A 25,539-nucleotide genomic window follows, 5' to 3' on the forward strand; every position below is an offset into this window, starting at 1 on the left:
TTATTCCTCAATTTTGTTAAGTGCAAAGGCGGTGATGTTGATCCGCGCCTCGTTATCCACGGTGTACTGCTCACCGACCTGCGTGACAAACACACCCTGGTAGGTGGTGCGTTTGCCGCTGCCGAGCGGCGTCTGGGTCAGTTTTGCCCCGGCAATCTGCGCCCAGTTGACGGTGGTATCCTTTGGCACCACTGCCGTGATGGCCAGCTCCCACGTGGCGATACCCTGGGTATAACCTTTCGCGCGGCCAGTGCTGTTCATGGTCTTGACCAGCTTTTTCCCGGTTGTCTCGGTGGGGTTGAAGTCAGTGACCTCAACCTCCACGCTGTTAACGTCCAGGACAATCGAGCCTACGTATTCAAGGGCCATTGTCGTCTCCTTACATCAGATAAATGACGGCGGCGAACACATGCAGACCCCGCACGATTGCTGCCGGAATGGTGGCCTCCGCCCGCGTGTCGTCCTGAAGGCTGCGGGTGACGGTAAGCTGGTCTTTAAGCGCGTCGACGTTCTCCACAATCTCCAGCTGCTCCAGCGAATACAGCACATCAAGCAGTTCGGAGCGGATACGCGCAAGCCGGGCGTCCGTGAGCTTTTCTCGCGGGAAACGCTGGGTATAGCGGGTGCGGCATGCCAGACGCACATAGTCGAGCGAGCGGATAATGGTGATATCCATCAGCGACCGGTCGGTCACGCCAGCAGCATTCTTCACATAAGTGCTGACCGCGCGCACGATACGCACCACGCTGCCGTCCACCTCAAACGGCGTCAGGCCGTTCATCAGAGCGTTTTCCTGTTCGGTACGTCCCGGCCAATTGTCCTGCGCCGTGATATCCAGACCCGGTAACGTCAGGGTATTCAGCGGGCGGGCCGGATCCGATTCACTGGCCATCACCGCGCCGTAGATTGCCGCCAGCTCGCCGTTGGGCAGCGCGGAACCGGCATGCCAGCCGCAGGAAATGCGCGGTGCATTAACCTTGCTGGTCAGCGTGGTGCCGCTGGCAAGCGTCCCGTTCCAGCCGGTAACACCTACAGCCCCGCGCTGCTCAAGCGGCCCGGAAACGTTATCAAGATGCGCAGACAGCTTCGCCAGTGCATCGTCACTGGTATACGGCAGCAAAATCATCGTGTGCCCGGAGGCGAATACCGCGCTGAATGCCGCATCCAGCGACGGGTCACCCTGGCCACCGCTCATTGGATCCATCTCCAGTGTTAGCCCGCTGGCCGTACTGGTGACCGTCATCGCAATCTCATTGCCACAGGTGCCTTTGTTCACTGCGGTAAAATTAAGAATTGGCGTGGACGGATCATCGTCACCCGCTGGCGGAATAACACCGGTCTGAGCCGTGACCGGCAGACTCTGGTCAGCAGTGACTGCTGTAGCCAGAGCTTTATAAATATCGTCAGGGGTATCACCACTGGCGACTGCCACATTGATGAATGTGCCGCAGACTGACAGGCGTACCTGCCCGGAGTTGGTGGCTTTTCCGCTGATGGTCAGTTTGGTATTGGCCGCCTGTGCGCCTTCAGCATCATCCAGCCCGACAACCGTCAGCTGAATGTACTGGTTTGCCTTGATCGCCGCGCGGGCCATACGATGCGCCTGTGAGCCATGCCCGAAGTACAGCGCCGCTTCATCGTCACTGTAAACGTTCACTGGAGTCAGTGCATCGACAGTGGCACTGTCTGCAAGACGCTGGCCAATAATCAGCAGCTTCTGGTCATTGGTGGCCAGCGCACGTGAAGCCAGCGTAGTGTTGAACGCGAAATAAGCGCCGGGCTTATAAATCGGGTTCGGAATAGTTGTCATATCCATAGTCATTTATCCGCCTTAGCTGCCGAAGCAGCAGGTTTATCTGCGGTTTTATCGGACGGTTTTGCGTCGGCTGCCTCAGTTACAGCGGATTTAGCCGGTTCGGCATACGGCAACAGATCGCCATCCCTGAGACGGCGCAGCCAGTAGGCCGTCTCCGGTACGTCCACAGCCTCTTTGTCCGTGATGTAACGGTCAGGATGGCCTTCCACCGGCACCTGAATACCCTGGCGGGCAATTACCTTAATCATCGTTGTCAGTCCTGTTGTGCATGATATCTTCGGCGACCGGGTCGGATTCGCCTGGCTGGAAGTACGCCATGCGGGTGCTTTCATGCCACGGCAGCGGTTTTTCAATACGCCCGTTCCAGCGAACAAAGTCAGCGTCGTCATCGGTCGGCAGCTCTGGCGCAGGCCAGTGGCCGTTATCCAGCGCATCCTCCATCCACTGCGTGCTGAACACGCACTCGTACACCGCCACGCCCTTATCATTGAAGGTCTGCCCGGCTACGGGGCGCACGCCTTCAGGCTTCAGATAATCAATCTTCAGCCCCAAATCCTGCCCGGTGAGCAGGCGTCGCACGCTGCGAATGAGGCGATAGCATCCCGGCTCTTCAGTCCCCGGCCCGCCGTGTCGGAGCGCCTCATTGCTGCGCAGGTTGTAATCCACGACAAAGACGCTGAAGCGACCGGTGACGAGGAAGCGGCGGCGGGAGGTGTCATGTGCCCGGCTGTTAGTGATACCTGAAAACACCACGCACACGCCGGGGAGCTGCCGCAGGGCCACGCCGATATCCGTGGCCAGCACGTTCCATGTCACTACAGGGTTGTTGACCATCCGGCCCAGCCCCTGCTGCAGGCGTTCACACATCGCTTTTTCGATGGTGGTAATCATCAGTACGCCCCTCCGCCCGTGCGGTTACGGCTCCACAGATCGTCGCCACCGGAATAAAACTCGACGGTCGGCGTCGATGCGTCGACGGTGCCGCCGTTCTCCGGGTTTGAGCCGATACCGGCTTTGCCGCTGGCAACCAGCTTCAGCCAGCTGATAGCATCCTCGTAGCGCAGGCGGATCACTTCGTTGCAGGTATGCTCGTTACCGGTCAGCAGGTAACGGGCGATATCACAGCAGTAATCACGCAGCGCATCGGGCACCTGCCGCAGCGGCAGGCGATAGCGGGCACCGATATACGCATCAATCCTGCCGCTCGCCGACCGGAGGTGGCGGGCGAGACGCTCATCATCCGCCTCATCACTGTTCCATGGTGCTGACACGCTGACCGCATCACGCTCTGTGAAATAGGTTTTGTAGTCCTCCGGGGTGGCGTAGCTCATGGTCAGTTTCCTTTACCCGTGGAGCCGTAAGCCATCTGCCAGTAACCGAACGCAGCGGCACCGCGAGACTCAACACCGTATTTATACTCAGCCCGCATAAAGACGTCGTCCGAGTCCATATTGGTCTGGGAGACAAAGTCCGGGGATTCACGCTCCTGGAAGATAAGCGGCTTCAGCACTTTGGTGGTGTCGAGGAGATACCACTCGGTATCGGTTTTCAGATCCTGAATCACCAGCACTTCCGCAGAGCCTTTGTAGAGGTTCGGCTTACCGTCTTCCAGGCGTTCAGCGGTCATCAGCGTCCTGGCGACATCTTCCAGCGCCGGAGGGACAACCAGTACATCCGGGGTGATGTTCAGCGGACGGTCGTGGCGGTCTTTCAGCTTTTTCATACTGGTGCGGGCCGCACCAAAGGACGCTTTCGCTTCAGCCTGAGACGCAACGGACAGCGGTGCCTTGCCCATGTTGCTGTAGGTCTTGTCACCAATAACGTGTTTGTCGCTGAAGAACGGCTGACCATCGTAAGCCTTCTCGGTGAAACCTTTGGTCAGTAACTCAAACACAATCTCATGCGGCCACATCGCCGCGCTTTCACCAGCACCCGCAGCCTGAATGCCGTAGATACCCAGCTGGTCATCCTTGATGTGGTTGCGCTTGACGACAACCGTGGCCTCAAAATCCTTGTTCGGCACGGTAAAGTCCTGTTTCAGCAGCTTGGTCAGTTGCTTCTCACCAATCCACTCGCGCATCTTGGGGAACATCTCCAGCCACGCGTAGTAGTTCGCCGCCCCCGTGGAAGGGATGCGAGTTGCCACGCGCTGCCACTGGGGTTTACCCAGCGTCAGCCCGCCCTGAAACGACTTTTTGAGATTCAGAAACAGCACGCTGAGATTGGCTTTGTTGATTGCAGCCATAATATTTTCCTTATAAATCAGTAAATCCAGACGCCGTCACTTTCGATCAGGATGATTTTCCCGGCGCTGCTGCGTGTCGCTTCACCTGCAGGCGTCTCGCCTTCAGCAGGCGTACCGCCGTTTTCAGCAGACAGCGTCTGGTTATCGACGATGTAAGCGCGGCTGAGCAGGCTGGCCTGAGTGATGGTGCCATCGCTGGCCCACTTGAACGCTTTGTTGGCGCGAACGTTGATAAGCTGCGCCCCGTCTTCACCGGCGCTGTTATCCACGGACTCGTCGGCACAGCCCGCATATTTCAGGGTGGCATCCTCCTTGCCATTGACGGCAAAGCCGGTCGCGTTTACACAAACGATGGCTCCCATCGGGATAACTTCGCCTTTGGCAACGGGCACCGGCACCAGAATGCAGTCGCGCCATGCCGTGTCGCGGGGTTCAGTGATAGCGGTCATTTTTTCTCTCCGGTCAGGTCTTCAGCGGTATTACCGAACTGGCTGCAGATAGCCAGCTGCTCGGCGGTCAGTTCGACGCTATTGTCCCGGCCACCCTCAAACGTCATACCGTCAGACTGCAGCTGTGACAGAGCCTTGATGGGCTTACGGGTGCCGATCATCTTTTCCATAAGCGTATAGTTGCTTTTGCCCAGCTCGCGCAGGTTGTCTTCATCCGCACCTTTCATCACGCGCCCGTCACTCAGGGCGGCGGTCAGCAGGGTCTCGACCTTGTCGCCCTGAATCTGAGAGGACAGAGAGGCCAGTTCATTACGGAGATCGTCCACCACGGCCACAGGCACAAATTTGGTGGGGTCAGGCGCACCGGTCTGCGCGGCAGACAGGGCGGCAATCTTCGTCTGACCTTCCTGAATGGCCTGGTCTTTTGCGGTCAGCTGTGCCTTGTGAGCGTCAATCAGCGCACCGATGCTGGAGCAGTTGGCCTCTTTGAGCTGATTGTTCTGCAGGTCTTCCAGTGCGGTCTGAATAGCCGCCTCATCAGCCTCCTGCTTCAGCCCCATGATGGCGCAGAGGGCGAGACGCAAATTTTCGTTCATCGGTTTTTCTCCGTTATCAAAAAACATTAAGGACGCCGCCACCTGACGCATCCCGTCCAGCACAGGCATATTGGTGAGCGCGGCGTTGACCAGCTCCCGCACGTTTCCCTGCTCGTCATAGCGGAAGGTCGGCGATACATAGCGGTATTCATCAGCCTGAATCAGCGAGGCGGCACGTTCAGTCCACTTTACGTCAGCAAACAGGCCTTCACCCTCCACCCAGGTCAGAGACTTGAACCAGCCTGACGCAGGCACCGGGCCACTGGCCTGTGGGGCATTCAGGGACTGGTGCTCATAGTCAAACTGGTAGTCATTCACCCGGCTGTTGGCGGCATCTATCAGACGCTGTGCCAGTGAGGCGTCCAGGAACCAGCGCTGACCCCCTGACGGCGCACCAAACCAGCCAGCCGGAAACAGCTGAATGCGGGCGGTGTTGTCCTTGTTGATGCCTGAAAGTGAGGCGGTGGCGAGCTTCCACATCGGTGTATTGCGTCCTGAAACTGTCAAAGTGAGGACAGGATAGGCGGCAGGCTAAATGCCCGACAGTTACAGGGGTGAAGCGGTAAGAACAGGGGGAGGATACAGGGGATTAAGACAGTAACACCGTGGCTGCATGGCGCAACCCCGTTTAAAACCCGTTTAAATCGCGCAGAATGGCGTTAAAACAATGCAGGGGTAATACGTTACCCCCGAAAGCGAAAAAACGCCACAACGGCCTTTTGTGGGCTTATCAGTCTTCCCCGCCAAGATGGTCAATGACCGCCTGGCGGATGGCGTCATTATCATCATCCGTAAGGCTGAGGAAAGGACGGGCCGGAATATCTGAACCAGGGTGGTTGACCTGACTCGCAAAGCGTCCGTTAAAGTACAGCGCTTTTTTATTCCGGGGACGGATGATGTGAGGGCGGGTTTTCCCGCCCATCTGGTGGATTCGGGCATAGACAACATTCGTGCCCACCACCGCCTGATCGTTATCGGCGAACGGCTCAACTGAGCCATGCAGGCGTCCGGTCTTCATCAGCGGCTTGCCGTCGCGATATTTAAGCGGCTGCCATGCGGGACGCCCGCCCTGAACAAAGTTCTCATCCACCGCATCGAGCATGATACCGGCAACCTTATTCATCAGTGGCTCACGGTGCTGACAACGTGTGGCCAGCTTCTCCAGCCAGTCACGGAACTCGTCGGAAATATCGATATCGAGCTTCATGCATCCCCCTCCGGTAATGCCCCGTCAATCAGGCTGGCGCGTGCGACAGCAGCAGGCGACCACGGCACCGACGATACCGGCTCAAAACCATCAGCGCTGCGGGCAAGCGTGACCACGCTGTAGCCCGTTAAATCCTCCACCACCATCAGGAGTGACTCGCCGCGCTGCAGAACGGCCACCGGGTAACGGAATGCCGACGCCAGACGCCCCAGCCACGACGCATCGGCTTCCCGCAGACTGACCGCCGTCTGCGCCGGTAAGGTGATAACCGGCGACGGCAGGGCCGCACTGTCGCTGATTGCTGCCAGCACTATGGGTGATAATGCACCGGCGCGGCGAAAATCCTTACCGGGACGAGCAGGTAGTGAGCGCACCCAGCTCTCAAGGTCGCGGTTCATTGCCGTGGCCAGCCGGTTATTGCGCAGCGTTTCATACACTGCCTGCGCGGCAAGACGTGGAGGGGCATCAACGCTTTTCTCCAGGAGGGACTGACCCAGCCCGGCGAGATACCCACGCCCCGGGTTGAGGTTAAAACCTGCATCCGGCACCATCATCCGCCCGGTCTTCGGATCACGAAACGCTGTCACCGGGCGCATCTCCCCGTCAGTGCCGTAAGGTTGCTGGATTGTGGTCATGTACGCTTCCGAGGATTCAACACCAATCGGATGCGCATCAACCTGAGCCTGCGTGAGCGCCCTGACAAAGCACCGGCAGTTATAGCCATTCGGCGGAAACAGTACATTCCAGATAGGATCGTCCCAGCGGAATATACGCCCGTGCAGGGCTGCATGCGCAGGCCGGGTGCGACCGTCCATGATGGCGTTATACTGCCAGTAAGGGCGCTCTTTCGCATTCGCTACCATCCACTGATAGCGGCCCGCTGCATGCGCCGACTGGATATTGGTGCGAAAAATGGTATCCAGCCGATACGGCATCAGCTTTTTGCCCTGCAGCACGCCATCATCATCGGCAACCAGCCCGCGCCCTAGCCAGCCCTTACGCTGCAGCAGCGGCTCCAGTTCGTCCTGGAACTGGCGGAAGCTCATCCCTTCCGTAAGCGAGCGCGTCAGGCTGTTCTGGATATCGCTGAGAACATCCAGCTTTGTGATGCCGGCCACCGCAAACTCCACCGCATGGGCATCATCCTGCATGTCCTTCCAGCTCATGGTGGGCTTCAGCCCCTTCGAGCGGAAGTAGGCTATCGCCCGCGCCGGTGGCAGGGTCATGGCAAAGCCTGCGTTGATATCAGGCATCCTGCTGCCCCATTGCATCGGCGATAAACACCGCCTGACCGACCAGCTCGCGCAGGGCCATATCGTCCAGCGCTGGATAGCTGGCTGCAAGAAGCTCGTAAACCTCATCCGGGCTTCGGGCGGCTTTTACCCTCGTAATAAGCGGTTTCAACATTGCTTCAGCAGCGGCAGTAGCCTGAATGGCCAGAAGCTGCGGAGCGGCATCCAGCTGCAGCTGTACGTTGTCAGTTCCACTCTGCGGCACAGAGAGGGCAGCAAGGCGGGCCTGCATTACCTGAGACAGTGCGGCGTCACCGGCCTGCTGGCGGGCCAGCGGCTTCAGGATGGTCTGACCTTCCTGCGGCAGCGGGATACCGCTTTTATCCGAGACCCAGTCAGCAGTGATTTCAAAACCCGCCTGCTGTGCCGTAGTTACCACCGTCATCAGTCGCTCAAGGTCAACGGACTCGCGGGCATCAAACTCCAGATACGGCGCGCGCTCCGGGTTAAAACGCCCGTTTATCGCCAGCACTGGCCACAGTAGTTGCTGCGTCAGCGTCTCCGCCGACATCCATGCATCACCGACGAGGAGATCGTGACGGATTTCGTTATGCACATTTCCGAGCGCATTGGTTGACGATTTGCCGTCCGCCTGACTTGTCAGCGTCCCGCCGAGAATGACCTTTGACTGTACCTTCTCGCACCAGCTCACCATATCCAGGAAAGGCGCACTCTGGCCTGCTGACGGAGAGACCAGCGAGATTTCAGCATTAGACGGAATGATGCCGCCGCCTTCGCGGGCCAGCATGCGGATACCGCGAAGCAGGTTCAGTCGCTCCCTGTCGGTCATGGAGGCATCATACTTACCGATACGGAACGGCAGGCCGTAGAGGTTCAGGAACTGCGCCCAGTCGCGGGCAGACAGATTCTTGAACAGGTACGTCCAGACCAGCACGCGGAACAGGCCACTCTGCGCCACCGGGCCGGATTTGGATTTGTGCTTATGCACGATCCAGCCCATATTCCACAGCTCCTCGCCGCCCACGCCACCCCGGTTCAGGCGGATACTGTCAAGGTCGTTCTGCGGCATGGTGAAGGCCCGCGCCGGTCGCTTGTGGAACGCAGACGGAAGCCAGAGTGAACCTTTACGACCCCATTCGATCTCGATGCACGAAAAGCCGTGGCCGATGGCATCGAGCATATCCATCAGCATCTCGCGGAAGCCCGGCAAATGGCGCAGCCACCAGTCGGCCTCCGCCGCGACTTTCTTCTCCGCCTCGGTCGCATCCGGGGGCGGTTTGACGGAAAACGGCAGCGTCAGCAGCGCACGCTTACGCTTTGACAGCTCGGCGAACAGGTGGCCGTCGCGCTCTTCCATATCGGTAAACAAGTCGCTCTGTGCCTGAATGTCGCCCTGTTCGGCAGCGCTGAACAGGGCATACACCCGCTGAATATCCAGCCCCGTAGAGGGGTGCGTAGCGGTATCACCATAAAGAAAATCATCGCCACTGCTCTGCATGGCCTGTGTGTTATCGCGGGAAAAAAATCGTTTAAACGCGGTTTTAATGTCCATTTACCATCCTCCAGACCCGAACCCGTCAGAGCCATAATCGTCGTCATCGTCATGCCTGCGGCGTGAGGGAGAATCCGACTCCACCGCCTCCAGCTGGCTGACGGGAATAAATTCAAAGTTACCCACGCTGGTTGACGCGATGGCAAACAGCATATGCAGCGCATCCGGGCCGTCATCGTGGTCAGCCATCGGGAAATGCATCAACTGTTCACGCAACGTGGCGAGCGCACGGGCGATCAGAATGTGCTCGCTCTCCATAAAGGGCTGCAGAGATTCAATACGTCCGGCCTTGTCGGTAGAGGGAATAACAGCGCGGGCTGGAACGGGGACGCCCGCCTTCAGGGATTCTTCTATCAGCGTCTCGCGCAGGAAGTCCTGGAACTGCACCGACTCAAACGCCCACGCTACGCAGCCAAACTCACGCTGCAGCTGGATAACATCGGTAATAATCTTTTTAGGGCGGCGCACGCGAATATCGGCACGGACGACCTTCAGCACTTTTTTGATGCGGTGCCATCCGCCAATCAGCAACGCGCTGGGGTCGTTGCCCCGGCTGTTGTGCTTGCCGAGCGACGGGTCGCAGGCACCGAAGTAAATCAGGTCAGGCTCCAGCTCCCGCCACTCATGGATACAGCCGTGGAAAATGGCATGCTCGCCGCTGACCGGGTCATTCTGGTATTCCGCATCGAAAGCGCGGGTGCCTACGCGCACGCGGATCAACATCAGCGCCAGTAGTGGTCGAGCGGCCCAGGAAACGCGGGAGCCTTTCAGCAGCGCTTTTTCATGACGGTTATAGAACGCCTTCGCAGCATTTTTACCCTTACCACGCAGCACCGCTTCCCACTCATCCCACAGCGCCAGATTCTCAGGCCACGCGAGGATTGCCTGGAAACGCTTCGCGTTCCACAGCGGGTTTTTCATGGTGCGGGCCAGCACGGAATCGTAGTGCAGGATTGACCCGACGTAGATAACATCGAGCTTGACCCCGGCCCCGCCCAGCGGCAGCACCGTGCTGTTCAGCCACTTCTCCAGCTTGTCACGCTGCTTTGGCGTTACCACGTTCTCGTCGTTCTCAAGGTCATCAAGATGAACGAGATCAGGACGATACGCGCCGTGCTTACGGCCACGCAGACTCTGCCCCTGGCCAGCGGATTCAATTTTGATGCCCGACGCAGTCAAAATGCAGCCGATACGCCACACGCGACCCTGTCCACAGGCTTCCGGGAAGTCCAGCGCCAGACCGGCGTTATAGAGCAGCTCGGCCTTGATAACCTCCAGAGACTCCGCTGACTGAGCAGACGTGTCAAAGGCGATAATGATGAATTTCTTCAGCTCAAGAACGACGCACCACAGGTCGAACAGCTGCTGACCGAGGGTGGTTTTTGCTTCACCACGCGGTGCGGCAATAACGTCATTCTCACTCTCAGGGCTGGTGACAATCTGCGGCAGGCGCTCATACAGATACTCGTGCAGCGCACTGGTTTCCGGGTGATGGAGGTGATGCTTAAAGTAGGTGTTGACGAAGAAGCGAAACCCGGTCACCGGATCGCTGACCTGTAACCGGCGAGCCTGTATCGCCTCCGGGCTGCTGTCCAGACCACAGCTTGCGCTCTCTATGCGGTCGCGCAGCTCCCCCTGAATGCGGGCAATCTTCTCGCGAAAGGCTTTAAGCGAAGTTTTTGATGCCACAGATAACTCACCTCTTAAAAATAAAGCCCCTCTGTGCCAGGATACTGCTGCCAACAATGACCCTTTAAACAGAGAGGCTTTATGTCTGATACAGAAAAACTCACCATCGAACAGAAGATTGAAATTGCCCGTCTGGCGACCGAGATTTATATGACGGAATACCAGTCCGGGCATAATCACTCAGCGGCAAAACTAAGCAGAGCCGAAACAAACCAGATGTCGAGCGATGTGCTGGAAATCGCCGTCGAGAAGCAAAAGTTGCACGACATACGGACTGACTTTCAGCATATTTATCAAACACTGGAAACGGCTATCGTCGGTAATTCAGACGATCGGTAATGAAATCTACGGCTCCACCGGGGCCGTATACCACCTGCAGTGCCACCCACAGGTCATCCATAAACCCCGTGTGCTTCAGGCCGTCGCCAAACTCCTGCCGGAGCAAATCGACAATCCGGTTAACCTGAGCCTGACCATAGGCCAGCGGCACTTTTTCTGTGCAGGCTCTGGCGGCGCATTTCATATCGGCCACGGTGGTTGATTCTATTTCTCGGGGCTGGCAGCGGTTAAGTGCTTCAATAATCCCGGACTTCACCTTACGGGCAGCGGCTTCATCCGTCGTACAGACGAAATAATCACTACAACCATTGAGAGTGACGATAACATTTGCCCCTGAGAGCATGAGGCGGGTGATATCTCCGACGCGAACCGAAAGGCGCTCATCAAGCTCAATCATTGGGTTAGCCATATTTTTTCTCCACTATCTGCTGAAACTCAGGTAATACGCCCAGAAAGCCCGCCATCAGCGCTGGGTGTTTATCGCTGAGGAAGGCGGCTAAATCTTCCACCACGCCTGCCGCCACAATCAGGCGGTCGGTCTCCGGCAGAATGCGCTTACTGGCCGCTATCATTTTGTTAAAGCCGTCCTGCAGCTTTGCCAGCAGGCTGGCGTAATCATCGGCTGGCATTGCGACCTGACCGTCTGCACCTTCACGGGCCTTACGCAGCTGTTCCATCGCGTGCTTATGGTGCTCCAGAAACTCCAGCAGCAAGTCACGGGTGATATCTTCCGGCACACCGGACGACAGGCGACGGGCCGCACGCTGCTTGTCCCAGTCGTCGCCGTTCTCCCGCGACTCCCGACGCCAGCGAATAACCGACGCCACACTGACCCCGTGCATCGGCCCCAGCACTTCGGGGGCGATCCCCTGGGCGATGTAATCGCGCCTGACGGCATCCCGTATAGCTTTCGGGTGTGCCATTAACGCGCCCCCTGACCATCAATGAGACGGTCAATACGCTCGCCGGTGCGCTCCATCGACTGCTTAATCTCACCAAGCATGCTCATGATTTTTTCCTGATCGCGCAGGGCATCTGATTTGAGCTGAAACACGGTGTACATCTGTCGGTTATCTTCCCGCAGACGCTCAATCGTCGCGTGCAGGTTCTTGATCCAGAACGTGAACCCAAAGGAGAATAACCCCAGAAGAGCGGTCTGCCAGAACTCGGCAAGATGGGCTGCATCCATTTCTAATTGTCCTTATCCGGCACGGGCCAGAAAAATGCCTCAAGGGCGTGAAGTTTCGCGGCGTTCGTCTGACACCAGACGCCGTAGTCGGTAGCATGTTGCAACAGGGCATCCGGGGGTAGCCCCTGTGAGCCACCGGCATACACTGACGGTGCGGGTGGCATCGGGGCCACCGTGACCATCGCTCGCGGTGGTTTACTGTCCTGAACTATCATCGGCGCGGGTGTTACCACCAGCGGCGTATCCAAGGGCTTTGGTGTAGAGCTGCAGGCCGTGAGGCCCAAGCCCGTTATAACCACAGCCAGAAGTCTGATTGTCATCGCTGACCGCCTTATTGATACCTAGCTGCAGCAGGCGGTTCGTCTGCGTCAGCTCAAATTCTTTATTAGCCAGCTGCAGGGCGAGCTGGTCAGCCCGTTCACGCTGCTGGCGCTCATTATCCCTTGCCTGCAGCAGCGCCTGCTGCCCGGCCTGTGCCAGTTGCTGACGTTCATCCGCACGGGCCTGTTTCTCACTGGCCAGCGCCGTATCGCCGTCTGCTTTTGCATCCTTGTGGCCGGAGTCATAGCCGGTGCTGTGCAGCCACCATCCGGCTCCGGCCAGCGCCGCGCAAAGCACGACTCCGGGTAAAAGACGGGTTAAAAGCCATTTAACTGCGCTGTTCATCCTTACCTCCCGCAGGCCGGGCAACTGGCACCTTCAGCTTCTGGTGAACCTGCACGCCTGCATGTGTTACCCAGGCACCGAGATACAGGCCCAGTGCGGCATCAGGCTGTCTGTCCATCACCACGCAGATAAGCAGCGCCAGCGAACTGACAACCAGCGCCACCATCGTGGCGGCGTCGGTGGTGGACAAACGCCCCTGCGGGTTGGTAACTAGTTCGCCCAGGCGGTTGAGGAGTGCCATCAGTACGATCCCCCGGAACATCACGCGGCTGTAGCCGGATACTGCGCAAAGGGAAGCTGGAAGTGCGGGCCATCCTTCAGCGTTTTCCAGTCGCCACCCCACTCAACGGGAATGGAAAGCTCAGCTGAAGCCTGCTTAAACGCCTGCGCAATTTGCTGATAGAGCGGCATCTCCCACGAGATGTCGCTGCCGACATACGCCACCACGTCGACCGCATGCCCGGTAAGGTGGCGGCTGTTCATGGTCTGGCTGCTGCCCTGAGCGACCATCTGTTTCTGGCGTTCCTGAGTGCGGAGGCCTTCGGTGATACCAAAATCAACGGGAGACAGTGCCAGCGCACGGCGGGTCACTTTCACCAGGTCAGGGTGAACACCCTGCAGGCGGGACTCGCTGCGCTGACTGAAGCGGAAAGAAGACATAAAAAAACCCTCACAAAGTTTGTGAGGGTTATTGTGATGGGTGACGTAACTCAGGGCATGATACGGGGGTGAAGCGGCATGCCATCAGAACAGTGCCCCCTGTGCCGGGGGAGAGGTTGCCTGACGGCGGCTGGCCACAATGGCCCATGCACGGGTGTTACCGATACCGTATTTCGGGCCGAGTACCGTGAGCGCCATACGCAATGATTCGCCATCGGCCAGCATGCTGTCAACCTCGGCGAGAAAACAGCGGTTGCGCCACTCGCGCAACGCGTCAGCGCAGCGGGGTATCACCAGCGAACTGTCACCACCGAAACGCTTAACCAGCTGGCGGGTGTTCTCGTCGCCAATAACGCCCCGCAGCATGGCCAGACGGCGCTCACCAGTGTCGCGCAGACCACGACCAACCGGGAAGCATGCACCGCCAAAACGCTCAATCAGCCGCTGCGTGGCCGGGAAGCCTATCACATCGGCTATCTGACGGGCGGTATCCGGCAGCAGCTCTTCGAGGGATTCAAGGTCAAACTCGCGCATATCACAGCCTCCCGTGACGCTTCGCGTCAACAATCAGCATTTGCATCAGCTTACGCACCTGATCGTCATTCAGCCACTCTACCGGCTTCGCCTCGCCCAGCATGCGCTCCACAATACCATCCAGATAACCCCACGGACGGCCAGCCTCCGCCAGCATGGCCTCAATCTTACCCAGCATAGCTTTACGACCCGTCGCCACGCGGGGACGGCGACCACGGGAAGACGGCGCAAAGCCCTGAGTGCGCATATACAGCACCACTTTTTCCAGTTCGGCAGTGGTACAGTCACGCGCCGAACTTTTGCCGGTCTGGCGGGCCAGTACATCGCGATAGGTGTCATCGTCCCAGCCGAGGGATGATTTGCCTGTATGAATAATGCGGATCAGATTTGCTTTCATTGGTGCGCCTCAAATGGAGGTAAAAAACAGGAAGTGCCAGAACGAAAAAGCCCCGCACAGGGCGGGGCTTGAGCCAGTTTCATATTATGGTGAACAGTTTTAACGGATTAATTGGATCACAAAAACAGTATAGCGTCAATTAAATAGAATCACTTTTTACCGCTCCATAGCTCTGCATTTTCTGCTTTTTCAACGGCAGAAAGGGTTTTCTGCTCCGGCTCACGTTTCGGGGGCGTTAGCTGCGAACGAGGAGCTTCATCCGTATTCCTGAAAGATTCAGGGTATTGATACTTCAGCGAGTATAGCCAGACAATCCCACACACCACGACAACTCCGGCTATAAGCTCTATACCGTTGGCAATTCTCTCTAACTGATTTTCGACAAAAGCCCCACGAATCATAGATGTCACGGTCGAGAAAAGAACGGCCCCAATCGCACAATTTCTAAACGTTTTTAATCCATCAGACATATAAAAACCCCTCAAAAAAAGGCCTTCCGAAGAAGGCCATTATGCTATTAACGGAAATTTTCCACTATTCTAGGTGCTTTCGACGCTACAACATCCATCTGGAATAAAACAGGGACACTGACTTTGACCAGTTTCTCTACGCTACAGACCTGATCCTCAGGGACGACGATTTTAGCGTAACTTCGGGTAATCTCCTGGAATTTCCAGCCATTATCCTCTGCAACCTCAAGCCATGCCTCAAGCCAAAACAATCCGCCCTGAAGATAACTCAAGAACGAGGCGATATAATCCCCAGACTCAATAGCATCATGAAACGACGCGGATACCAACGTTCCACCGTAGATATCGCTACCAGCGCTTACTGGTGGCTCCTGACCATCAGGATAATCGACCACGAACGTCATTTTACCCATGACAGTTCTCCTTAGCGGATGACACCTTGCGGTTATGGCGGCATATTGTCGACCACATCTGGATCTCATTGAGAAATGCGCACATACCTCGCACCGTTCTCCGGCAACCAAGCTTATTGGACTTACCAACCGAACGGCGAGCTTTACGCATAACGCGTCGATTATGCGCATTACAGACTTCAATCCAGCGGTTTTTATCGCTATTTTTATACGGGGAGTGACAACGTTTCCGGCGGAAACGGTATTCCTTCTGCCACGCTTTATTTAGTTCATCGAGATAAGTAGCCTTACCCATAATTAACTTTCCTCCCATTCAGTGCCGCGCTTCCAGTCATCCACTGAACCGTCCAGCTCTTTCGATAATTCACCAATTTGTTCCGACTGTCTTTCCAGCAGTGACATCACCCAGGTATCCAGCTCACCCCAGCACTCTGCCATTTCGAGCAAATGGCGTTCGATCGTCGCCAGACGACGCAGGTGGCTGCGGGCGGTTTTAACGTGTTCAGCATACGGATTAGCGCTGGCCATGACTTCCACCCCATCTTTTCTTGTGCTGATTAACAGCAGCCTTCATTGATGCCTGGACTGTTTTATTCAGAATCCTGTGATTACGGTTGTCGTAGAACCTCAAACGCGAAACGGCTGGCAGAGCCGGGCACTCGACGACAGAACTTCCATCATTAAGACGATACTCGTGCCGTTCGCCGGGCTGAGGGTAAATTGCTTCGGTGACTCTAAGCAGCACTATCGCCCCCCTTAACTACATCAGCGCTGACGAACCCACCGGGAGCCAGCTCAAGCCCTTTTATTTTGCGAAAGTGTGTTACCACCGTCCGCGCCGTAGGGAAGAACGTATCTGTTACCTCCAGCGTTTTCTCCGTCATATATCGGTTCTCTTTGCGCTTAAGGTAAGCCTTACCGCCGCGCTCCTTAGCAATAGACCGCGCGATTCGCGCGTGAGGGTTAATCAGTTTCTTGCGAAGAAACATCTCAGAAAGAGGGTTATAAGCCTTATCATCCTTTTTCAGAAAACCCACCAGAGCATGGCCGCCCTCCGCTACGATGTAGGCCATTTTGGTTTCGCGAACGGTGATTTTCATCACTTCAATTTCATGCCCCTGATACAGGAAGCGCACAGGAGCACCAGATTTAAGCGTATTTTCGATACCAGTCCATTGCGGTTTAGTAATCGCCATCGTCATCATCCTCATCAAATGAAAATGGCAGTTCACCTAATACACTCAATGCCAAAATAATACCGATACGAACACCCTTTGCTTTTTCGCTACCGGCCTCAATATCTGGCAGCCCGTTACCTAAAGATATGGATGCATCAGGTTTAGCCAGGACGAGCTGCAGGTCGGCGACTTTTTGCTCATGCCAGGACGTTAAATCCTGAATAAATTCAGCGAATTCGGAATTAACTATCTTCATATGAATTACCTTGTTTCAGGCGTAAGCAGTCCCCTGACGGTTTACGCCAAAATTAAACGATGATTAATTTCGGTTTAAATTCAGCCCGCAGGCGTCAGTGTTTCTGTTTTAACAAAATAAGGAGCGCGATCTATTTCAACAATACAACCACATTTAAAATCCCGCGCTTTATCTCTGGTTCTGACCGGATAACCGCCCCTGAGCGCTCTGCATGGCTGGTATATAAAATGACTTCCTACCGCGTGCGCCTGATTAAACGCCTTAGCTTTCATTTATCCCGCCCCAGCCGCGCGCAGCAGCATTTGAACAATAAGCGATACGAGCCTCAGCCCACTGGCGACAATGGCTGGTGCGGGCATGGCTCATGGCTGACTGCCACAGTTCAGCAGCCTTACCCCACTCTCCGTTACGCTCTGCGCGGCCCGCGCCCACAGCGTACAGTCCATAATTATTACGCGCTGAGTTCTCTGTTTTCATATTCATTTTTCAGACCCCGGCAATATCTAGTGCAATCGGGCGATACTGGTCTGAATCGCCCACGCGCTCATATACACGAATATAAGAACGACTTCCCACAACCTGTACAGCCTCCCCGATGGCGTCCATCGCCTTAATCCAGCGTTCGTCAGTAATATCAAGACGACGCAGGGCGAGTACCGCACCGGTATTCACTTCACCTTCTTTTTCTGTCTGGAAAGCGCGGTTAATAATGGCGCGGATTTCGGGGCTGGCCCCCTCAGTCCAGTCCGTCAGACACTGATCAATCAGGGCTTTTGCCGCCTGCAGGCGTTCATCAAAAGCGATACGATCCTGCATTGCCCGCTGAATCTTGAATCGCCCATCAAAGGTATGCAGGGTGACATTGCCTTTCTTGCCTCCGACGTTCACGCCATACTCATTGGCTGAAAGGTCAACGAACGCCGCAATGTCACCGAATCCTGCCAGTTTAAACTCAGCCAGCGCGGAATTCAGCGCGATAGCCCGCTCAACAATCTCTCCGACCAGCTGGTCACGGGCCTTATCAATCGGTTTGATAAGGTGTTCCGGTGTTAATACGCCCTTTGCATCAACCCAGTAACCAGCCGGAGCCTGGGCGGTTGTGTATTGCGCTGAAATAACATTGTTAGTGGACATTTTTATTTCCTTCTGAGTTCGTTTTACTAATTTTTTTTACTTCACAAACATCGCTATCATTGCGCTTAAAGCCTTTACGACTTTCCAGAGCAGCAATTACCGTTTTATGAATGTATTGTGCTTGCCGGGCCTCAGCCTCGGTACACGGACCTTCGGCCATAATGCGGGTGCCAACACCAGTAGCATCCTCTTCTATGATAATTTTCATCTCTATCGGCATTTAATGTCTCCAGTGTGTATTACGCCTGTTAAGTAATTCGTTTATTTCCTCAGCTGCGCGTCGGGCATATTCAACTGTCGCAGTCGCATGCGCCATTTCATGAATGCAGTGATAATCTGCCTTCGTGTTAATTTCTGACTCAACGTTAATGCCGTCCTCCGTATGCGTTAGTTTAATTACCAGGGTGACCGGCATAATTACCTCCAGATAACGGTACAACCGTCGATATTTGATGTCCGGATGGTTTTAATCACGCCGCCCAATTTTTCGGCCACTTCCACTACCGGCCACAGAGGGCCGCTAAGCGGTGCAATAGCGTAGACAATGGGTAATTTAGGATGCCAGCCAGTGACACGTCCGCCGTGAGTCTGAATCTCCATTCTGGCGCGTGAGCGGTGGCAGTTAAGAACTTGTTTATCCATGACCCGTTACTCCATTAGTGAATTAACAGTTGCGCGTAAGTTTCAATTAACTTGACGCTGATACCCTGATTACCGATAGCGCTGGCACGAACAACACCCCGCGCCAGCTTGAACATGCGGCGATAATTGCCCTTTGAATATTTAAGGAAAGCCTCAGCAACCCCCGGAGCGGTAATAACATCATCACCATCATCCGGCAGCAGACTAGCGAGGATGGTGTTGAAGTCTTCGACCTCGGACTTGCCCTTGTGGGCCTCAAGATCTAACGCCATGCCCACGCGGCTGTAGAGCTGAGCAAACTCACCGCGAGACCCCTTGAGGTTAATCAGCAGGCGTGGCATGCCCGCCAGCACGATGGCGACGCCAGAACGGTCGTGGATGCGGCGTAGTACTTCCAGCGCACGGTAGGGAAGCAGTTCGGCTTCATCCACCAGGACAACCCAGCCGGTGCCCGTCAGCGCCTGTATGCACTCCTCGCTTAACTCATGGATATTGCCGTTCTTCTTCACGCCGAGGCGGGCGCACAGCTCCTGTAGCAGCACTTTGGCGGTGTAGCCGGGGTCAGCCTCAATCAGGATCGCGCCCTTATTCATCTCCACATAGCGCTTCAGCGCCATTGTTTTACCCATGCCTGCAGGGCCATAAATAACGCCGATATCGCTGTCCATATGGGTGTTGCTGATTAAACCCAGCGCCAGCCCGGCCAGTTGGGTCTGAACAAAGGACTCTTTAACTTCACGGCGGCGGGCGCGTTCTTCCTCGCGGCTGATAAAGTCAGCGATAGCCGACTCGACGTTACTGATATTGCCGTTATAGACGCCTTTCAGATACTGAGAAATAACCGCAGTACTCAGCCCCGTTTTAGTGGCTACCTTTTTTTGGGTGTAGCCAGTCCCCTCCAGCAAGTGGATTAATTTATCTTTGATGTTCATTTAAATAACCTTATTGATGATTACTGGCTTTCTTTAAATCGCTTTCAAATTCCGATTCGAATAAATAAACCTTTTCAGGCTCGCTGTTATTCCGTTGCGGGGCAAACATCGTAACGTCAATCTCAGCCCGTTGCTCCAGCGCTGGCCGCAGCTCTTCCTGCTTACGACGCACTTTATCTTCCAGATTACTGACGCTACGTTTAACGCGTTTCTCTTTAAGTTGCTCGATACGGGCTTTCGGGAAGGCATCGACCTTGTTGCCGTTCCAGATGGCGTCACATATCCAGGTGCCGTCCATACGCCGCACGATAACGCTGTGGGGGTCATGAATATCAAAGCAGACGCGAACCTCTTCGCCTTCGACGCTGGCCAGTTCCGTGCTGAAATAGATATTTTTAAACAACTTTATTTCGCCGCGTCGCGCTGTGCATACTTTCTCAGGTCTGAACATTTCATGCAGTTCAGAGCTGGTCAGGTACTGAATTTCTTCCTGCTCCTGCTTAATAACGTGATTACGATAGGCCAGCGGCGACCAGTGTTGCCCGTTGTTACGCTCCGGCAGGCTGCTGTGTGGACGATTATTATGCCGCTCTATCTGGCGCTCAATCTCAGCGACCAGCTGCTCCATCGTCGGCACCTTGCGCATGGCTGAGGCCTGCACTTCATTCAGGGGCTTACCTTTTTCCAGCGCATTGACCGCTGAATCCACCGCCTTGCGGTACTTACGTTGCGCCTCCCGGTCACCAGATTTACCCACCCAGGAGCCAAAGGCCATCGCGGCACGCTTAGGTATTTCCTGGTTAAGACGTTCGATAATCCCGCGCCCCTGTGGATTACCCGGAATACCGGTGGGATGCTCAATACCGAGACGGGAGAAAATACCCGTAATATCGGCATCGAATACGGCGTTTTTCTCACCGCCACCGTTATCGGAGTAATACATCAGCGGTACGCCATAACGTGATACTGCGTTACGGATGGCGTCGCCTACGGCAACCTGACTTTCGGACATGGCCAGGCTCCAGCCCACCACCACGCGGGTACGGGCGTCAATCACCAGCGTAATCTCAGGCCGGAACGGCTTGCCCGTTTCGGGGTTAATCACTTCCATCTTCATGCCGTGGCCATCGCCGACCCATACGCCGTTAACCGGGATAACAGACCAGTCGCGGCGCACGAACGGCAGATACTTCTTGTAGTCGGAGCCAGTTGCACGTCCGCGCTCGCGCTCGGCTACAGGCAGCTTGTCCAGCGCATAGCGCACTGTATCGACCTTAGGTAGCATGGATAACATGATCTCGTTGTCTCCGTACTGTTCAACCCACCACTTCGCAAATTTCTCGTATGCCATCATGACGGTGGGTTTGTTGGTATCGCGCCAGAAGCGCATGAAGTCCGGCATCCATGAATACTGGAACACCTCTTTTTTGCTGACCTTACCCGGTGCCAGTAGCACCATGCGTTCACCCACCGTATCCGCAGCCATCCAGGCTGACAGCCAGCGCTGAAGCGTTGGCACACTGACCCCGGCGCGGGTGGCACCCTTGCGGGCGTTGGCGATATCTGCGGCCCTTTGCACATAATCCGGCAGCGTCCCGGCGACGGAAGCGTCGGCAATAAACTCGACCGCCTGTTTGCGCTTCATGCCGAGACCGCCGTTTTCGCTGCTGTCCATAAGGCGTAACACCTCCTGAACCAGCACCATCCGCGCATCACCGACTGCTTTCTGGCTGTCTGTCAGCTCGCGCAGCTTCTTCTCCTGCAGGGCCGGACACTTGCGGTACAGCGACAGCTCGCGCTGCACTTTCTCGCCACCGGCTCCTGTGACCAGATCGCCTCTGGCGGTCGCTTTGACCGGAAGGGAAGCAGACTGCGCCAGCAGCTGACGCGCCATGCGGGCCTGAATAGCTTCACGCGCGGTGTCCGGCAGGCAGTCAACGTGATACTCGAAGGCTTTGGTGCCTTCACGCTTTCGCACAAAATCAGGATGGCCACTGGATAACCGAAACAGTGCTTCCCGTACCCCTTTGGTTGTTGCGGGAAGTCCGGGGATGCCCACTAAGTCTTTAGCAACAACAAACATGGTTACGAAGCCCTCTGAATATAACTTTCAGTCTGGTAACGGCTGGGCCAGATCTCTTCCGGTGATACCCCCAGTGCATCTGCGACGATCTGCTGATAAGGCTTGCATGGCGTGCGCAAAACGCTTTTGAGTGAATCTTTGCTGTAACCCGCTTGGAGAGACAGAGTACGGAACGACAATCCGCGTCGGTGGATCTCCGCTTTGATGATTTCAGGGTGCCAATCGACAACCCGCTCTTCTTTTCGATTCATCATTCATCTATCCTAAAAAGTTACTCGTGCGGATAACCGCGTGGTTATCTCTACGGATAAAGCATAAGAACATAAAAAGAACCTGTCAAACGTTCTTTTTATGTTTTTGTGTTCATTTTATTTTCTCAAATATATTCAACAAGATAGAAAGAAAGGAACGTTTCATGAGTAAAGAACTTGAACGTTCTTTTGTGAATGATGCAAAAGAACCTATCATCGAGAGAATTTTCAAGCTGGTTGAGCGTTATGGCTCCAGAGCAGAAGCGGCGGCTGCATGGGGGATAAACATCAATACGTTGCAAAATTATTACAAGCGAAGAGAGCAGGCACCTGTGCCTAGAGAAATGCTACTAAGACAGATTGCGGAGCGTGAGGGGGTTAGCGTTCGCTGGTTGGTTAGCGGTGAAGGGGACGCCCCCAAAAAGAACACAAAGAACACCCCACTTGAACGTGAGAACTCATTTGTGAACGATATTGATTTAAAGCTGCTAGCTCTGTTTGGGACGCTATCGTCAGATGAAAAGCAGGCTCTCTTTGAGGTTCTGGCCCGAAAAGGCATTGAAACAGCCCTTTATCTGCTTGACGAAGATAATATTAAGTTGCTGAGGATGGATCGTGTGGTGAAAGAGAAGATATTAGGCATTCAGCATAGAACGCCAGAGGACATGGCTCATGATGACGCTGAGGCTAGAGAGTGTGGTGCCGATAATCCTGGCGAAGCGCTCCCCCAGAGCCTAGCATCCAATAAGAAAGTAGGCTAAGTAATCGTAGACCGCACTTTGGTTAGATGTAGTTGCTTAAGCTTATGCAGACATTGAGCCAGGTCAACAGCTTAGCCACTTTGTTAAACAAAATTCAAAACGATTTAAACGCAGTTCAAACTCACACAAGTAACAATCATTCGAGTATCAAATACCGTTCGAAAAAATCAGTTTCGAATCATTTTTTCGCGACGAGTATCAAACCCCATATTTCGACCAATGCCGCGCCAGTCAAAGGCTGTCGGCTTGCTTGAGGTATGCACGGTCAGTATCAAAATGATTACCCCCCCATAGGGACATGGCTATGTCACTACGCGCGTATTGGCACCCGCGCAGGATTTAAAGTCGGGTACTCTGCGCCTAATCGTGATGGCTGGTTATATTCGGGACGTTCGCCTGACGCCGGACAGTAATACCTGGGCCACCTTGTACGCCTCTTTTCCTGCTCATCGGGGCAATATTCTGGATCTTCGGGATATTGAGCAGGGGCTGGAAAATCTTCAGCGTCTGCCTACGGTTAACGCCAGCATGGATATTGTTCCCGGCGATAAGCCCGGTGAAAGCGATATTGTCATTAAGCGCCAGCAGTCCCGCATGTGGCGCGTAGATGCCTCTCTGGATAACTCCGGTTCGGAATCAACCGGCGAATATCAGGGCAACCTGACGTTGTCGCTGGATAATCCTCTTTCGCTGAGCGATTTATTTTATCTCTCCGGCTCTCACAATCTTGATGGCAACGGCGGCGGAAAATCGTCGAAAGGCCTGACCGCGCATTATTCGGTGCCGTTTGGCTACTGGCTGGCAGGCGTTACGGCCAGCGAATACAATTATGTACAGACGGCGGCTGGCAGTAACGGTGATTATCGCTACAGCGGTAAAAGCAAAAACATCAACTTCCAGCTCAGCCGAATATTGCATCGCAGCGGCAGCCAGAAAACCACGCTAACCGCCGATGTGATGGCTCGCGAACAGCGTAACTTCATTAACGATACTGAAATTGGTGTTCAGCGCCGCCAGACTGCATCCTGGAAGCTGGGGTTACAGCATCGACACTATATGGGTAACGCCTTCCTCGATGCAGGCATCAGCTATCAGCGGGGAACACGCTGGTTTGGCGCGCAGCCCGCGCCAGAAGAGTATTACCGTTATGGCACGGCGCTCAGCAAAATCCTTCAGTTTAATACGCAGCTTAATCTGCCTTTTTCCATTGCCGGGCAACACTTCCGCTTCAGCACTCTTTACCAGCGCCAGATGAGCAACACCCCGCTGACCTCGCCGGACATGATGTCCGTTGGTAACCGCTGGACGGTACGCGGTTTTGATGGAGAAAGAACGCTTACCGCCAGCCACGGCTGGTACGTGCGCAATGATATCGCATGGGTAACACCGCTCCCGGCGCAGGAAATTTACCTGGGGACGGACTATGGCGAGGTGGGCGGCTCTGGAATTGAAACGCTGGTGGGGAAACATCTGGCCGGTGGCGTTATGGGTTGGCGGGGCCGCTATCTGCGGGCCAGTTACGACCTGTTTGCCGGGATTCCATTATCAAAACCGGATGGCTTTAAAACCGACCCAACCACGATTGGATTCAGTCTCAGCTGGAGTTACTGATGGAGTGGAACGGATTTACCGTACAGTGCCCGTTGGTGCTGGGCGGTAGCGTGAACGAAGCGGAAGTACTGGGGGCCAGCGTCTGGCTGTGGATGCATTCTGCGTGGCATAAAGAAGCCCCGCTGGAAGCGTTACCTGCGCTGCTGCTACCCGTGATCAAAAAACAACAGTATGTGCTGGCGTTTCAGGAGGGGAGGCCGGTGTTCTTTATGAGCTGGGCCTGGCTTGATGAAGACGCCGAGCAACGTTACCTCACCCGACTGCCGCTGCTGGTTCCGGAGAATAGTTGGCGCTGCGGCGATCGGATGTGGGTGACCGACTGGATCGCCCCCTTTGGACATACCCGGCAGATGGTTAGCCTGGTGCTGAGCGAACTCTTTCCGGACAGCTGCTTTCGTTCGCTCTGGCATCGGGGGGCAGAGCGGGGAAAACGGGTGAAGCATTTCCGTGGACGGCGGGTTTCACTGCCACAAATACGCGCCTGGCAGACAGCGCATCCTTTAAGTGCGGTCGTCCAGGAATGTTAATTATTGCCGGGCCGCGTACCGCGGCTCTTAACTAAAAAAGGGAAAAATAATGAAAATTAAGATGATAGTTACCGCTCTGGTTATTACAGGAAGCGTTGTGTTGAGTCCCGTCGTGATGGCTCAGCAACAGACGGTCAGCATGGGATATGCTTACGCCAGGCTCAATGATATCGCGGGACTTAACGGCATTAACGTGCAATACCAGGGGATTAACCTGCAGTACCGCTACGAATGGGATTCTCCGCTGAGTATTATCGGCTCTTTCAGCTATATGAAAGGCGATAAAAGCGTGGCGTACCATGATGCATGGGGAGATGCCTATAAAATCAGCGCTGATGCTAAATATTACTCGTTACTGGCGGGACCGGCTTACCGCCTCAATGACTATCTCAGTCTCTACGGCCTGCTTGGTGTTGCCTACAGCAAAATAAACGGCAGCTATCAATGGCGTAACAGCGTAGGGGCAGACGAGCCTGACGGTCATTTAAATATCCATGCTTCCGGGCACACCGCCAGCTTCGCCTATGCGGCGGGCGTGGCAATCAATCCGATAAATAACCTGTCAATTAACCTCGGCTATGAAGGCGCAAGCGTCGACTTTTATGGCAGCAAAAAATCTCTCAATGGCTTCAACGTTGGCATTGGCTGGCGCTTCTGATTTTTAGCGTTGCGCGCCTCAGGCTATGCGT

General features: G+C 55.3%; 36 protein-coding genes and 1 pseudogene. 5 read left to right on the forward strand and 32 right to left on the reverse strand.

Annotated elements, in window-relative coordinates:
* From FKM52_RS19365 to terL, 12 genes are all read right to left on the reverse strand, one after another.
* Window positions 1-369, reverse strand: a complete 369-nt coding sequence (locus tag FKM52_RS19365; protein ID WP_141177800.1) for a phage tail protein — start codon at window positions 367-369, stop codon at window positions 1-3.
* 10 nt (window positions 370-379) lie between these two features.
* Window positions 380-1,816 (reverse strand): phage tail sheath C-terminal domain-containing protein, encoded by a 1,437-nt coding sequence (locus FKM52_RS19370; RefSeq protein ID WP_342777793.1) that lies wholly within the window; start codon window positions 1,814-1,816, stop codon window positions 380-382.
* A 2-nt stretch (window positions 1,817-1,818) separates the two neighbouring features.
* Complete coding sequence (locus tag FKM52_RS19375; RefSeq protein WP_141177802.1) at window positions 1,819-2,064, reverse strand: DUF2635 domain-containing protein; 246 nt, start codon at window positions 2,062-2,064, stop codon at window positions 1,819-1,821.
* On the reverse strand, window positions 2,057-2,707 hold the full coding sequence (locus FKM52_RS19380) for a phage protein Gp37 (RefSeq protein ID WP_141177803.1): 651 nt from the start codon (window positions 2,705-2,707) through the stop codon (window positions 2,057-2,059). Before FKM52_RS19380 ends, FKM52_RS19375 begins: the two co-directional genes overlap by 8 nt.
* Window positions 2,707-3,147 carry a gp436 family protein gene (locus FKM52_RS19385; RefSeq protein WP_141177804.1) on the reverse strand — a complete coding sequence of 147 codons (441 nt, stop codon included), beginning with the start codon at window positions 3,145-3,147 and terminating at the stop codon, window positions 2,707-2,709. Before FKM52_RS19385 ends, FKM52_RS19380 begins: the two co-directional genes overlap by 1 nt.
* 2 nt (window positions 3,148-3,149) lie before the next feature.
* On the reverse strand, window positions 3,150-4,061 hold the full coding sequence (locus FKM52_RS19390) for a Mu-like prophage major head subunit gpT family protein (protein WP_141177805.1): 912 nt from the start codon (window positions 4,059-4,061) through the stop codon (window positions 3,150-3,152).
* Window positions 4,062-4,078: 17 nt separating this feature from the next.
* Window positions 4,079-4,510 carry a hypothetical protein gene (locus FKM52_RS19395; RefSeq protein WP_141114705.1) on the reverse strand — a complete coding sequence of 144 codons (432 nt, stop codon included), beginning with the start codon at window positions 4,508-4,510 and terminating at the stop codon, window positions 4,079-4,081.
* A complete protein-coding gene (locus FKM52_RS19400) occupies window positions 4,507-5,586 on the reverse strand; it encodes a phage protease (protein WP_141177806.1) in 1,080 nt (359 codons plus the stop codon). Before FKM52_RS19400 ends, FKM52_RS19395 begins: the two co-directional genes overlap by 4 nt.
* A 250-nt stretch (window positions 5,587-5,836) precedes the next feature.
* Window positions 5,837-6,313 carry a phage virion morphogenesis protein gene (locus tag FKM52_RS19405; protein ID WP_141177807.1) on the reverse strand — a complete coding sequence of 159 codons (477 nt, stop codon included), beginning with the start codon at window positions 6,311-6,313 and terminating at the stop codon, window positions 5,837-5,839.
* Window positions 6,310-7,539 carry a phage head morphogenesis protein gene (locus FKM52_RS19410; protein WP_246085556.1) on the reverse strand — a complete coding sequence of 410 codons (1,230 nt, stop codon included), beginning with the start codon at window positions 7,537-7,539 and terminating at the stop codon, window positions 6,310-6,312. The genes FKM52_RS19405 and FKM52_RS19410 overlap by 4 nt, the downstream gene beginning before the upstream one ends.
* A gap of 19 nt (window positions 7,540-7,558) precedes the next feature.
* Window positions 7,559-9,118, reverse strand: coding sequence for a DUF935 domain-containing protein (locus tag FKM52_RS19415; RefSeq protein ID WP_141177809.1), 1,560 nt, complete (start codon window positions 9,116-9,118; stop codon window positions 7,559-7,561).
* Window positions 9,119-10,807, reverse strand: a complete 1,689-nt coding sequence (terL, locus tag FKM52_RS19420) for a phage terminase large subunit (RefSeq protein WP_141177810.1) — start codon at window positions 10,805-10,807, stop codon at window positions 9,119-9,121.
* Between the two features lie 81 nt (window positions 10,808-10,888).
* Between terL and FKM52_RS19425 the strand changes: the two genes are divergently transcribed.
* Window positions 10,889-11,146, forward strand: a complete 258-nt coding sequence (locus tag FKM52_RS19425) for a hypothetical protein (RefSeq protein ID WP_139568252.1) — start codon at window positions 10,889-10,891, stop codon at window positions 11,144-11,146.
* Here the strand turns inward: FKM52_RS19425 and FKM52_RS19430 are convergent.
* The 20 genes from FKM52_RS19430 to FKM52_RS19545 form a co-directional block, all read right to left on the reverse strand.
* Complete coding sequence (locus FKM52_RS19430) at window positions 11,118-11,555, reverse strand: hypothetical protein (RefSeq protein WP_139568253.1); 438 nt, start codon at window positions 11,553-11,555, stop codon at window positions 11,118-11,120. The genes FKM52_RS19425 and FKM52_RS19430 overlap by 29 nt on opposite strands.
* Entirely contained in the window at window positions 11,548-12,069 is a 522-nt protein-coding gene (locus FKM52_RS19435; protein WP_141177811.1) for a DUF1804 family protein, read from the reverse strand. The genes FKM52_RS19430 and FKM52_RS19435 overlap by 8 nt, the downstream gene beginning before the upstream one ends.
* Complete coding sequence (locus tag FKM52_RS19440) at window positions 12,069-12,335, reverse strand: hypothetical protein (protein ID WP_088208052.1); 267 nt, start codon at window positions 12,333-12,335, stop codon at window positions 12,069-12,071. The genes FKM52_RS19435 and FKM52_RS19440 overlap by 1 nt, the downstream gene beginning before the upstream one ends.
* Window positions 12,336-12,530: 195 nt before the next feature.
* Complete coding sequence (locus FKM52_RS19450) at window positions 12,531-13,001, reverse strand: hypothetical protein (RefSeq protein WP_139568255.1); 471 nt, start codon at window positions 12,999-13,001, stop codon at window positions 12,531-12,533.
* Complete coding sequence (locus FKM52_RS19455; RefSeq protein ID WP_246085557.1) at window positions 12,985-13,242, reverse strand: DUF2644 domain-containing protein; 258 nt, start codon at window positions 13,240-13,242, stop codon at window positions 12,985-12,987. The genes FKM52_RS19450 and FKM52_RS19455 overlap by 17 nt, the downstream gene beginning before the upstream one ends.
* A gap of 20 nt (window positions 13,243-13,262) precedes the next feature.
* Entirely contained in the window at window positions 13,263-13,661 is a 399-nt protein-coding gene (locus tag FKM52_RS19460) for a M15 family metallopeptidase (protein WP_141177813.1), read from the reverse strand.
* Between the two features lie 84 nt (window positions 13,662-13,745).
* A complete protein-coding gene (locus tag FKM52_RS19465) occupies window positions 13,746-14,195 on the reverse strand; it encodes a hypothetical protein (protein ID WP_139568257.1) in 450 nt (149 codons plus the stop codon).
* A 1-nt stretch (window position 14,196) separates the two neighbouring features.
* Complete coding sequence (locus tag FKM52_RS19470) at window positions 14,197-14,592, reverse strand: gp16 family protein (protein WP_139568258.1); 396 nt, start codon at window positions 14,590-14,592, stop codon at window positions 14,197-14,199.
* Between the two features lie 149 nt (window positions 14,593-14,741).
* A complete protein-coding gene (locus FKM52_RS19475; RefSeq protein ID WP_141177814.1) occupies window positions 14,742-15,062 on the reverse strand; it encodes a hypothetical protein in 321 nt (106 codons plus the stop codon).
* A 47-nt stretch (window positions 15,063-15,109) separates the two neighbouring features.
* A complete protein-coding gene (locus FKM52_RS19480) occupies window positions 15,110-15,475 on the reverse strand; it encodes a hypothetical protein (protein WP_141177815.1) in 366 nt (121 codons plus the stop codon).
* 297 nt (window positions 15,476-15,772) lie between these two features.
* The gene (locus tag FKM52_RS19490) at window positions 15,773-16,003 is read right to left on the reverse strand and encodes a hypothetical protein (protein ID WP_141177817.1); all 231 of its coding nucleotides are present in this window, start codon (window positions 16,001-16,003) and stop codon (window positions 15,773-15,775) included.
* A 206-nt stretch (window positions 16,004-16,209) separates the two neighbouring features.
* On the reverse strand, window positions 16,210-16,671 hold the full coding sequence (locus FKM52_RS19500; RefSeq protein ID WP_141177818.1) for a hypothetical protein: 462 nt from the start codon (window positions 16,669-16,671) through the stop codon (window positions 16,210-16,212).
* Entirely contained in the window at window positions 16,658-16,909 is a 252-nt protein-coding gene (locus FKM52_RS19505; RefSeq protein WP_141177819.1) for a hypothetical protein, read from the reverse strand. The genes FKM52_RS19500 and FKM52_RS19505 overlap by 14 nt, the downstream gene beginning before the upstream one ends.
* A 261-nt stretch (window positions 16,910-17,170) precedes the next feature.
* Window positions 17,171-17,392, reverse strand: coding sequence for an ANR family transcriptional regulator (locus tag FKM52_RS19515; protein WP_141177820.1), 222 nt, complete (start codon window positions 17,390-17,392; stop codon window positions 17,171-17,173).
* A gap of 3 nt (window positions 17,393-17,395) precedes the next feature.
* Window positions 17,396-18,043, reverse strand: a complete 648-nt coding sequence (locus FKM52_RS19520; RefSeq protein ID WP_141177821.1) for a DUF3164 family protein — start codon at window positions 18,041-18,043, stop codon at window positions 17,396-17,398.
* Window positions 18,033-18,263: a hypothetical protein gene (locus FKM52_RS19525; protein ID WP_141177822.1), complete on the reverse strand. Its 231-nt coding sequence runs from the start codon at window positions 18,261-18,263 to the stop codon at window positions 18,033-18,035. The genes FKM52_RS19520 and FKM52_RS19525 overlap by 11 nt, the downstream gene beginning before the upstream one ends.
* Window positions 18,264-18,460: 197 nt before the next feature.
* Entirely contained in the window at window positions 18,461-18,685 is a 225-nt protein-coding gene (locus FKM52_RS19530) for a hypothetical protein (RefSeq protein WP_139568269.1), read from the reverse strand.
* Window positions 18,686-18,699: 14 nt separating this feature from the next.
* Window positions 18,700-19,617 (reverse strand): AAA family ATPase, encoded by a 918-nt coding sequence (locus tag FKM52_RS19535; protein ID WP_141177823.1) that lies wholly within the window; start codon window positions 19,615-19,617, stop codon window positions 18,700-18,702.
* Between the two features lie 10 nt (window positions 19,618-19,627).
* Window positions 19,628-21,700, reverse strand: a complete 2,073-nt coding sequence (locus FKM52_RS19540; protein ID WP_141177824.1) for a Mu transposase C-terminal domain-containing protein — start codon at window positions 21,698-21,700, stop codon at window positions 19,628-19,630.
* Window positions 21,701-21,702: 2 nt separating this feature from the next.
* Entirely contained in the window at window positions 21,703-21,951 is a 249-nt protein-coding gene (locus FKM52_RS19545; protein ID WP_141177829.1) for a helix-turn-helix domain-containing protein, read from the reverse strand.
* 164 nt (window positions 21,952-22,115) lie between these two features.
* Here FKM52_RS19545 and FKM52_RS19550 point away from each other — a divergent pair, with 164 nt between their 5' ends.
* The 4 genes and pseudogenes from FKM52_RS19550 (at window position 22,116) to FKM52_RS19565 (ending at window position 25,508) form a co-directional block, all read left to right on the forward strand.
* Window positions 22,116-22,712: a helix-turn-helix domain containing protein gene (locus tag FKM52_RS19550; RefSeq protein WP_246085558.1), complete on the forward strand. Its 597-nt coding sequence runs from the start codon at window positions 22,116-22,118 to the stop codon at window positions 22,710-22,712.
* A gap of 300 nt (window positions 22,713-23,012) precedes the next feature.
* A pseudogene (locus FKM52_RS19555) lies at window positions 23,013-24,323 on the forward strand (ShlB/FhaC/HecB family hemolysin secretion/activation protein); the annotation flags it as partial.
* Window positions 24,323-24,850, forward strand: a complete 528-nt coding sequence (locus tag FKM52_RS19560; protein ID WP_141177825.1) for a toxin-activating lysine-acyltransferase — start codon at window positions 24,323-24,325, stop codon at window positions 24,848-24,850. The pseudogene FKM52_RS19555 and the gene FKM52_RS19560, both read left to right, overlap by 1 nt.
* Before the next feature lie 61 nt (window positions 24,851-24,911).
* On the forward strand, window positions 24,912-25,508 hold the full coding sequence (locus tag FKM52_RS19565) for an Ail/Lom family outer membrane beta-barrel protein (protein WP_281285002.1): 597 nt from the start codon (window positions 24,912-24,914) through the stop codon (window positions 25,506-25,508).
* Window positions 25,509-25,539: the final 31 nt, after the last annotated feature.

Source organism: Mixta tenebrionis, assembly GCF_006517625.1.
Classification (GTDB): domain Bacteria; phylum Pseudomonadota; class Gammaproteobacteria; order Enterobacterales; family Enterobacteriaceae; genus Mixta; species Mixta tenebrionis.